This is a genomic window from Acetobacter fabarum (assembly GCF_040702925.2).
Lineage (GTDB): Bacteria > Pseudomonadota > Alphaproteobacteria > Acetobacterales > Acetobacteraceae > Acetobacter > Acetobacter fabarum_B.
Map to the genome: position 1 here is coordinate 52,528 of NZ_JBFCXX020000015.1, position 9,120 is coordinate 61,647.

At 38.0% G+C, this 9,120-nt stretch carries 9 protein-coding genes; 2 read left to right on the forward strand and 7 right to left on the reverse strand.

Translation table 11 applies throughout. The features are described from left to right. Positions 1-20 precede the first annotated feature (20 nt). Positions 21-374: a hypothetical protein gene (locus AB2L51_RS11110; protein ID WP_395582535.1), complete on the forward strand. Its 354-nt coding sequence runs from the start codon at positions 21-23 to the stop codon at positions 372-374. A gap of 108 nt (positions 375-482) precedes the next feature. Here the strand turns inward: AB2L51_RS11110 and AB2L51_RS11115 are convergent, their stop codons facing one another. The 5 genes from AB2L51_RS11115 to AB2L51_RS11135 all read right to left on the reverse strand — a co-directional run bounded on the left by AB2L51_RS11115 (position 483) and on the right by AB2L51_RS11135 (position 6,453). After that, a complete protein-coding gene (locus AB2L51_RS11115) occupies positions 483-1,952 on the reverse strand; it encodes a GH39 family glycosyl hydrolase (protein ID WP_395582534.1) in 1,470 nt (489 codons plus the stop codon). A gap of 4 nt (positions 1,953-1,956) precedes the next feature. Continuing rightward, entirely contained in the window at positions 1,957-4,029 is a 2,073-nt protein-coding gene (gene mdoH, locus AB2L51_RS11120) for a glucans biosynthesis glucosyltransferase MdoH (protein WP_395582533.1), read from the reverse strand. Next, the gene (locus AB2L51_RS11125; RefSeq protein ID WP_395582532.1) at positions 4,016-4,246 is read right to left on the reverse strand and encodes a hypothetical protein; all 231 of its coding nucleotides are present in this window, start codon (positions 4,244-4,246) and stop codon (positions 4,016-4,018) included. The genes mdoH and AB2L51_RS11125 overlap by 14 nt, the downstream gene beginning before the upstream one ends. Before the next feature lie 28 nt (positions 4,247-4,274). Continuing rightward, positions 4,275-5,312: a polysaccharide biosynthesis/export family protein gene (locus AB2L51_RS11130; RefSeq protein WP_395582530.1), complete on the reverse strand. Its 1,038-nt coding sequence runs from the start codon at positions 5,310-5,312 to the stop codon at positions 4,275-4,277. Positions 5,313-5,412: 100 nt separating this feature from the next. Next, on the reverse strand, positions 5,413-6,453 hold the full coding sequence (locus AB2L51_RS11135; RefSeq protein WP_395582529.1) for a hypothetical protein: 1,041 nt from the start codon (positions 6,451-6,453) through the stop codon (positions 5,413-5,415). 192 nt (positions 6,454-6,645) lie between these two features. Here AB2L51_RS11135 and AB2L51_RS11140 point away from each other — a divergent pair, with 192 nt between their 5' ends. Then, complete coding sequence (locus AB2L51_RS11140) at positions 6,646-7,218, forward strand: recombinase family protein (protein WP_395582528.1); 573 nt, start codon at positions 6,646-6,648, stop codon at positions 7,216-7,218. Between the two features lie 520 nt (positions 7,219-7,738). Here AB2L51_RS11140 and AB2L51_RS11145 read toward each other — a convergent pair. Both AB2L51_RS11145 and AB2L51_RS11150 read right to left on the reverse strand, forming a co-directional pair. After that, the gene (locus tag AB2L51_RS11145; RefSeq protein WP_395582527.1) at positions 7,739-8,074 is read right to left on the reverse strand and encodes a type II toxin-antitoxin system PemK/MazF family toxin; all 336 of its coding nucleotides are present in this window, start codon (positions 8,072-8,074) and stop codon (positions 7,739-7,741) included. Further along, on the reverse strand, positions 8,074-8,328 hold the full coding sequence (locus tag AB2L51_RS11150; RefSeq protein WP_395582526.1) for an AbrB/MazE/SpoVT family DNA-binding domain-containing protein: 255 nt from the start codon (positions 8,326-8,328) through the stop codon (positions 8,074-8,076). Before AB2L51_RS11150 ends, AB2L51_RS11145 begins: the two co-directional genes overlap by 1 nt. Between the last annotated feature and the right edge of the window lie 792 nt (positions 8,329-9,120).

Sequence of the window (9,120 nt, forward strand, 5' to 3'; positions counted from 1 at the left end):
TTCAACAGGGAAGGAAGCATATGGAAGACACTACGAAAACATGGGGCATCAGGGGGATTTCTGCTGATGTCAGGCAAGCTGTCATTACACAGAGCCAGAAGCAGGGCATGAAAGCCGGAGAGTGGCTGACACTGGCTATTCTGGAAAAAATTAAACAGGACAGAAATGCAGGGAAAGCCCTAGTGGCTTCCAATGGGAAACCTGCTGTCAGTGCAGAGGATGCTTCTGCGGTTCTGGCTTTGCTGGAACGTCTTCAAGGTATGGGGATTGAACCTCCTGAGCACATGAAGAAGCAAGCCACCATGCTGGTCAGGAAGTGCATATCCTCTGTCAGAAAGGGAACATCAGCCAGACAGGAAACGGGAAGTGTCTGACTGATGGGAATAACTCGAACACTATTGATGGGTTATCTCACATAGTAGAGGACTACCTGTAGGCACTCTATGCGTAGAATATAATGTGTGGCTATATCATGGTATAAATTAATAAATATTATATTCGGATATCTCTACTAAATGTATGGAATCTGCATCCATATTAACACATATTGTGCCGTTAATTGAACTTCCTTTTTTAATTTCATAATTCATAGAAACATTACGTAATTTTTCGTATTCTTCTTGTGTAGGCGATACTGGTTTTTTCATTTCTTCCCATAGAGCAAGAACTTTGTCTTTTTTAGGGTTATAGACAGTCACTTTAAAGTATTTATATTTTTTATCAAACTTTAACACGATATTTTTATTATCGTTTGTTCTTGAATAATTCCACACTAAAGAAATAATTCCATTTTTTGTATAAGTAGATAAAATACATTCGTTATTTATAATGATTCTATTGTGGCTTAACTTATTTAAAAAATGGAATGCATGAAAAGATGGTTTAGGAATACCACCTTGATCGAGAAGTCCAAAATAGCTATCGCCAAAACCTTTCACAGGCCCATTTTCTTCAAACGTACTATCAAAAATCCAATAGCTTAAAATTTTTGCTTTCCCAATGCATTTATAAATTACAGTTAAAATATATGCTGGGTTATTTGATGACCATTCGGTTATGAATAACGGCAAATCAGGAAGAGCTGAATGATCAATTTCATCCCTAATATAAGAGACGGCTGTGGGTATTACTTCATCATTGGGTAAATGAATATTATTATGAAAAACTTTATCTTGTGGATCAGCTTCATATATATGTGATGAAATGAAGTCAGGTTGACAATTTTCAGTAACACAAAAATTTATGAAATCAGAAATCCAACCCATTTGTGCTGTAGCCGGACCACCAACACAAAAGATGTTGCTAATTTCCTTTATAGCTTCTCTAGTATTTTTATATAAATTAAAATACTGCTCCTTTGATCCTGACCAAAAATTTATATTAGGCTCATTCCATACTTCAAAGTTCCAAGAAGCAACCTCTTTCACGCCATATCTTAACGCGAGATGTTCAGTTAAATTTTTTATTAAATCAAACCATTCGTTCATTTTTCTCGGAGGAGATGTGTTCGCTCTATACCACAAAATATCCGTATCACTACTACGTAGAGGAAGAGGCATAAAGCTTAACTCGACAAATGGCTTCATTCCAATTTTAATAATATTATCAAAAACTTCATCTATGTATAAAAAATTCAAATAATCAGAACCATTACATGTTTCACGACATAGTCCCATTTCATCATTTAGTAATCCATGAAATCTTACAGATTTAAATCCACAATATTTTTTCACAAACTGTAGATGTTGTAGCCAATCTAATCTCAAAGCTACAATAGCTCTGTCTGAACCTATACATTCCTTCCAATAATGAATGAAATATTCCGTAGGTCCAGAAAGATCAATATCTAATACTCTATCAGCATCAGATGCAATCGAAAAAGTTGGGTATAAAATTGAATACAGCATAGAAGATAATGTAAACTTCCTTCTGCCAAAGATGTATTCACCCATAATTTTAGTCCATTTTTTTATGATTAATCGACGGTATCTTATTTTCCATAAGGAAAAACATTTCCCAAAGTTCTTTACATCTAAATATAAGCAATTTTTCTGAACGGCTTAAATCATTGATGTTTTTCCCAGAAAAATATTCAGACCAAAATGTGAATTTGTGCGGTCTAGAGGGAATTGAGCACATATGGCGAAATGCAAACCATGGATCAGTGAAAGCTTGAGAAAATGTCAGCGTTGAAGGCACTAAAACATCTAAGGTTTCCTTAATTTCTCTAGTTCTAGACATAACAAATGGTTCATTTTTTTCAAAAGGAGTTTGGAACCAACCCATTTTTTCCATCCATTTATATCGAAAACTAGTTTTCCGAATAACCAAAGGTGATAAAATCAGACCAGATAAGGCTGGAACATACCAAAACCAAAGCCATGCTTTACTCATATGCAATATTTTCATCGTATTATTCGTAGCTAGTGGCATAATATGCTCAACAACAATATATAAGAGGAAAAGTCCAAAGAGACTTACGGGGAAAAAATGTTGGAAGCTTTCCGCATATGACACGCTTCTATCTTCCCGATCCTGCTCCCCCCAATGGATCTTTCTGCCTTTAAGCCAGTAGAAAAGAAACTTTGAGATCTGTGTCATTGTAATTGGTGCTATTGCCATTCCCAATACAATAGACAGCATGTAAGACCACAATAATTTTCCCAGACCACCAAATCCATTTAACTGGTTTTTCTTATAAAAATAAAGCGCATACACAGAAAATCTAGCAATAAAAGCAAAGAAGAAAATAAATAAAGATGTATTAAACAGCCAGGAGAATTTCTGCCTTAAAATATAAGTTTGTATTGGATGTTGAAGGACATATATCATTCCAAATATACTTCCTATATAAAAAATCAAGCCAATCCACGCATTAAAATAGTGAAGCGATGAGATAAATAGATGCTTCATACCATTGGCTGAAAGCCGTTTCATTCTGCAGACACGTAGCCAAAAAAGAGCACCATACATCCAGCGTGTTTCACGCTTCATATCATCAATAAGATTTGTTAACTGGTCTTCAAAACTTTCTAGATGAGGCAATAACCATACTTCATAGCCTGCACCTTCGAAAAAGGCAGCTTCAACAAAGTCATGAGATAGTGGGCGACCACCAGGAAATGGAGATTTAGCCTCAAAATATGGTAAACCACCATGTTTCATAAAGGTATCTACTCGCAAAATTGCATTATGTCCGAAATATTGACCTCTACCCATTTTAAAAAAATACTGACCATAAAAGCTTACGACAACACCGAAAACTGAACCAAAGCTGTTCATTCTTGCATACAATGTTTTTGTTATCACACCGTAATACGTGCTTTGGATAATAGCGGCCTTTTCGTTTCCTTCAATAATTCTAGCCATTTCGGATAGTGTCTTCCCTGGTATAAGGCTATCCGCATCAAGCATAACCATAAATTTATAATTACGGCCCCACCTTTTAATAAAATCTGATGTATTTCCAATTTTTGCATCAATATTAGATATGCGATTTCTATATATTATATTTACATTTGGATATTTTTCTAAGAGTATTTGATAGACATAATTCTCTTGAAAAATTATGTCTTCTTTTCTACTGTCAGATAAGATTATAAAATCAAAATGTGGAAACTCTTTATAATCTTTTAAGTCTTCAATCATAGCTCCCAAAGCAGCACCAACTCGTCTAATGTCTTCATGATAAATAGGTATTAAGAGAGCCACTCGCGTATCTTCACATAAATCTTTTTGTTTATGCACTGGATTATAGGGATCTTTTTCTGGCCCACGCAGTGCGGCATATAGGCCAAACCACATAGTAATAAAATATGATGAACCAACAAAACCAAGTATAAAGCTACAAATCGAGAAAGGTATTATAAAATACTTCGGGTAATTGTACATTACCATGAAAAATATTAATACAAGAACTGAGAAAATATTGAATATTGTTGTTAATATCCATAGTATTATCGTTCTTTTTTTGCTTTCTTTTTTCCAGTCCAGATTATCATAAAGATCTTTTGTTTTAGTATAAGACATAGTTCACCAAAGATTCTTTTATGTTAATATTATTATTATCATGATATGCAAACCTCTCCCAATTTCCTGGGGGAGGTCCCCTATCACCGAGACTTTCAAATATGATTTTCTTTAGATCCTCCCAAGAAGAAAAATTTTTATCTGCGATATTGATGTCACCATCCTGAGCAAGTTTCATGAAGTCAAAATCAACATTCATATTTTTGATAATATTCATCTTTGGTTCTTTTTTATTTAAAGACGATTTATTTAATGGCTGCACCCATTGCTGCAGGATATCCAACGCTCATAATAATATTGACTGCTTGCTGCAGAGTTACACTTCGAGCAGGAGGTATATAAACTAGATCTTTGTCACTAATTGGAAAAGCTTGTGCTGCTTTCATACCTTCAGTTTTATCAAAATTAATCCGATAAATCATTCGTAGTGCATGTTTGAATACAAAAATGGATCTACCTTGTGCAGCATTAGGACTCATATCTCCCGCGCCAGCAAGAACATCTGCCAAAGATGGAGTTTCATCGAATGGAACCATTGTTGGTGATTTCCAACCCGCTCCCAGACATAATGCTCTAACAATAGCAGTGTGCTGCAAAACTAATCTATCTCCAGATTGTAAGGGTATATCCTGAGATAAAGCAGTTTTCATGGGCACATTATAACTTTTCCCATGTCGGATAATTACAACGTTATTAACGCCTAAATCACTACCCTGTTTGGAGGGATCGAAAACCTTGAAGCCCCCAGCCCGTGCGATAGCTTCGCTGATATCTATCCCCCCTTCAGACCAATTAATCACCGTTGGTGCATTAACCGCTCCCATAACTACAACATTTTGAGCTTTATTTTCTTCGATGTGTAAAGCTGCTTCAGCTTGAGGAAATAATTGTGTTTTACTATATTGTTCGGCAATAACTTTTTCCGCATTATGGAGCGTCAAGTTTTTTACATAGATCTGTCCAACATAAGGCAAATCAACTGTTCCAAGATGCGAAACAGTATAGTGTCCCATATTCCGTGCTTGTGGAACATTTCCCAATACAATATCAGACTGCCCAGAAGCTACCCATAATGATAGGTCGAGCGTGTCTCCTGAAGCAATAGTAATTTCGGTTATATTCGGCTTCTTCAAATCCGCTAGTACATTACTTAATTCGTCTTCTTGCCTTGCGATTGCTTCATTCCAGAGCTGAGATGCTATATCTTCGTTGACCTCTTCAACTGGAATGGAGTTTGTATTTTTATCTAATATTAAGGAAGCATGAGGTCCTGTTGAAGGCATGAACGCACAGCCTCCTAATAGGAACAGTGGAAGTGTGCTTATGGAAAGAATTTTACGAAAAAGCATTGTGTGGCTCCAGATATTTTATGGGTTTGATATTTTATTTGACTACGAGATAAGCAACGTAGCTCATAGCTAAGATACTTAGTGCCCATAACAGTGCTTTTGGCATAGTTGCATCACTGGGACGAACGGAGTTCTCAACGATGTCCACATGGTATGAACTTCTATAGGCTAATTGCTCAATATCCTGGAGATTTTGATCGTCCATTTGGATAATATTAATATCCTCCAATATATTTTGTTTTAATTCGGTATATTTTTCATAGTTTTCTGATAAATTATGTCTAATGTAAGAGCTTTGATCTTCAATGTTGTGGTTTAATGTTGTCAATTGTGCTTTGAGCATTGATAGTTCTTGCGAACGCTGAGCAAAAAATTGTGCTGCAGTGGCTTTACTATCTAATGTAACTCTAATTTCCTGAAATTTATTTATTAGCTCAAGTGTGCTTTTATATAAAGTATCATAATCTGCAATATTATACTGTTTCTGAAAGTCTTCCATCAAACCTAAATCAGTAGCCAGTTTTTCTCGATCGGATTTAACATGATCTTCTAACTTTGCTCTTTCAACCTGATATGCATGTATGCCAGAAGTCTGAAGTTGCTTTTGAGCAAACTCAAGAACATTTGAGTTAATTTCGTAAGGAAAATTAGGATCGTAACCTTCAACATTGAGGCTAACCAATCCACTCTCATCATTAACTGATGCAATAACGTGCGAACGATAGTAGTTCCATAATTTCATCTGGTTAGAAGATAGGAGAGTTTGAAGGCCACCAAAACGAGAAAGAAAATCTCCTTTTGCCCAATGCGAAGATAATTTCTTCGTGCCTACATTATTAAAACACTCCCAACTCTCAGCAATTTCTTTAAAAATATAAGCTCCGGGAGAGGCTTGCCCGCCTAATCCAGCCCCCCCTCCACTACTATCACCAGAAAAAGCATATACGCGGACTATTGCTTCACTTTCATAGCGAGGTGAAGCCAAAACAAAAAGATAAAACGCTGAGGCCAATGATGGGATACCACAGACTGACCAAAAAAGACGTTTTTTATAGAAAATCTGTTTTGCGGACATGTTCCCTCATTGAATCTCAAAGTAATTTTGAAAAATCCCCACATAAAAATTAAATAGGGACAAAAAATCTCACCGCGCCCTATACCGGAAACACATATTTCTGATATTGTAGAATAAGTGCATTTTTATTGATGAAACTTCTGTATCGTAAATCTGTATCACCAATGGAGTAATTATTGATGGAGAAATAACATGGATTATGGCTATGCCCGCGTATCAACTGACGACCAGACCAATGACCCACAAATCAAGGAACTGGTGCGTTATGGTCTGACTTCCCACACAATCAGGACAGAGAAAATTTCAGGGAGTGTGCTGGCGAACCGGAGACCTGTGCTCTCAGGACTGCTCAAGGCTCTGAGGAAGGGGGATACGCTGACAGTGGTGAAGCTGGATAGGCTTGGCCGTAATGCAGTGGATGTCCTGTCTTTGATTGATACGCTTCATGAAAAAGCCATAAGCGTGCGTATTCTCAATCTTGGGGTTGATACGGCCAAACCATCGGGAAGGCTGTTTCTGACCCTTCTGGCTGGCTTTGCGGAGTTTGAGAGGGAGATTATCAGGGAACGCTGTATAGCTGGTCTGGAATCAGCCAGGGCCAATGGTGTGTCACTTGGGAGAAAGAGTTCCCTGACCAAACATCAGAGAACACATGCCCAGAGGCTCAGGGAGGAAGGGAAGTCTGTCAGTGAGGTAGCCCGTATCCTGAACACCTCACGCATGACAGCATGGAGAGCCATGAACCCCGTTCAGGCTGTATCATAAACCGCAGTTCTGATATGCGAAGGGGGTATGCCTGATTGACGTTTTTGGCATATCCCATAAATATGGGGTTTTGGGACGACCTGCATCCACTTAAATAATGCATTAAATCATTTTATTCTCTTTAACTTTCGGTTATGAGCAATCCCAGTAAAGAAATATTTTCCTTTACTGGGATTGGAGATATTTGTTTCTTTTTCTTTTCTAAGAATGATTAAGGTTGTTGGATATAAAATTTTTTACCATATTAGGAGTAAGAAGATGGAAATAAAAAGCTACAAAAATGGCTATGATAAATAGTAAAGCCAGCAAAAGGATAGTTGTTTCTCTTTTTCTCTTCTTCAAATCATAATGGAATGGATCAGTTGAGTTGCAATCCGGACATGCCTTGGCGGATGGAGAAAGTTGTTTCCCGCAATCTTGGCATGGTTTCAAATTAGACTGAGACATAAATACCTCTTACCTTTGAACTGTTTATATCATTAAACGCGATAGCGGCTGTCAACAACACCAATACCTAAATTCATAGGCCAATAATCGTTGAAATAAGAGCCGTCACATTATCAATCAGAGTGGCTGGTGCTTTTTCTATAAATTTTGCATTGCGTGCAATGTAATCCATCGTCCTAACTTCTGACGCCAGCACACATCCACGTGTCTTCAGCCCAAGTGGAATCACCACTTCAAAAGGTGAGCCTTTAATTTTTGTCGTAATCGGACAAGCTATGAAACAGCCAGTTCCGACATTGAAGTTACGTTCGGATAAAACCAGAACACGATGCTCGCCAGCCATTTCACTGCCAGCTTGGGGCGATAAATCGAGCAGGAAGATATCACCCCGCTCTGGCGCATAAACCATCAGATAGTTTCTTTTCCAACGGGTAAAGCATCAAGCATCAAGTCGTGACGATGCTTTTCAGGGTCAAAACGAGCCATAAGTTCATCAAGGGTCTCGCGTTTTTTTTGAGGGCGAATAACTATTTCTCCTCCTGAAACTCTAACCTCTACCTTATCTTTAATTTGAAGATTGGCTTCTTGGAGAATGGAAGCATTAAGACGAACACCAGCACTATTCCCCCAGCTACCAACAGCTGTTACGATAGCCTCAGACATTTTAACCTCCCTGTCATGTATAAACGTTATGCCTGAATATACCGTATATACATAATGAAGTCAAAAATTTTATGACCTTGTCAAGTTAGATAGATGCATGTGATACACACTGGTGTAACACAGTGGAAAAATCAAGATTTTGTGTAAAAATACACTGTAAAATCAATATGTTGCGGTTCGGGCATTTTTTTATCCCTCTCTCTCCGCCACACCACCTAAGTGGTTGATTTTACAGCACAAAATTTTTAGCTTCCTGCTGTGTAATACAGTCATGTGTTACACAAGCGACAAGGATTTTGGCTCCTTCTCCCCCTCCTGCTGCGTCTGTATTAGGCTGGTATCTGCGGTAAAGGGAACCCGCTGAACTCAGACCTATCCTTGAGCAGCGTGTTGTCCGAACTCTGAAAACTCCTGATAGACTGATCACCAGAAACAGTGTTGTGGTTCTGGTCGCTGCACTGTCAGATATCTGGAACGCCGTGGGTGTTTTTTTGCTCGGATGATAGACGGTCTGCCTATCGAGGAAACGGAACCACAGATTATTTAGGTTCGATATTCGCCTGATTGGACCATAGCTAACATACTTCTCGCCTCGCATGGACGTTTTGTAACATATTTAATGAGTGATTTGGTGGTGATTTTGAGAGTGTTTGTGTGTTTGTGAATCGGGGGGAGTGTTGGTTTTCTGGGGGTTTAGGGGTTTTTAAGGTGAGGGGTTGACGGTGTAGTGTTTGTGGGTATAGAAGCTGCTTCACCGAGACGAAGTGATCTTGGCGGTTTCGGAAGTTTCTG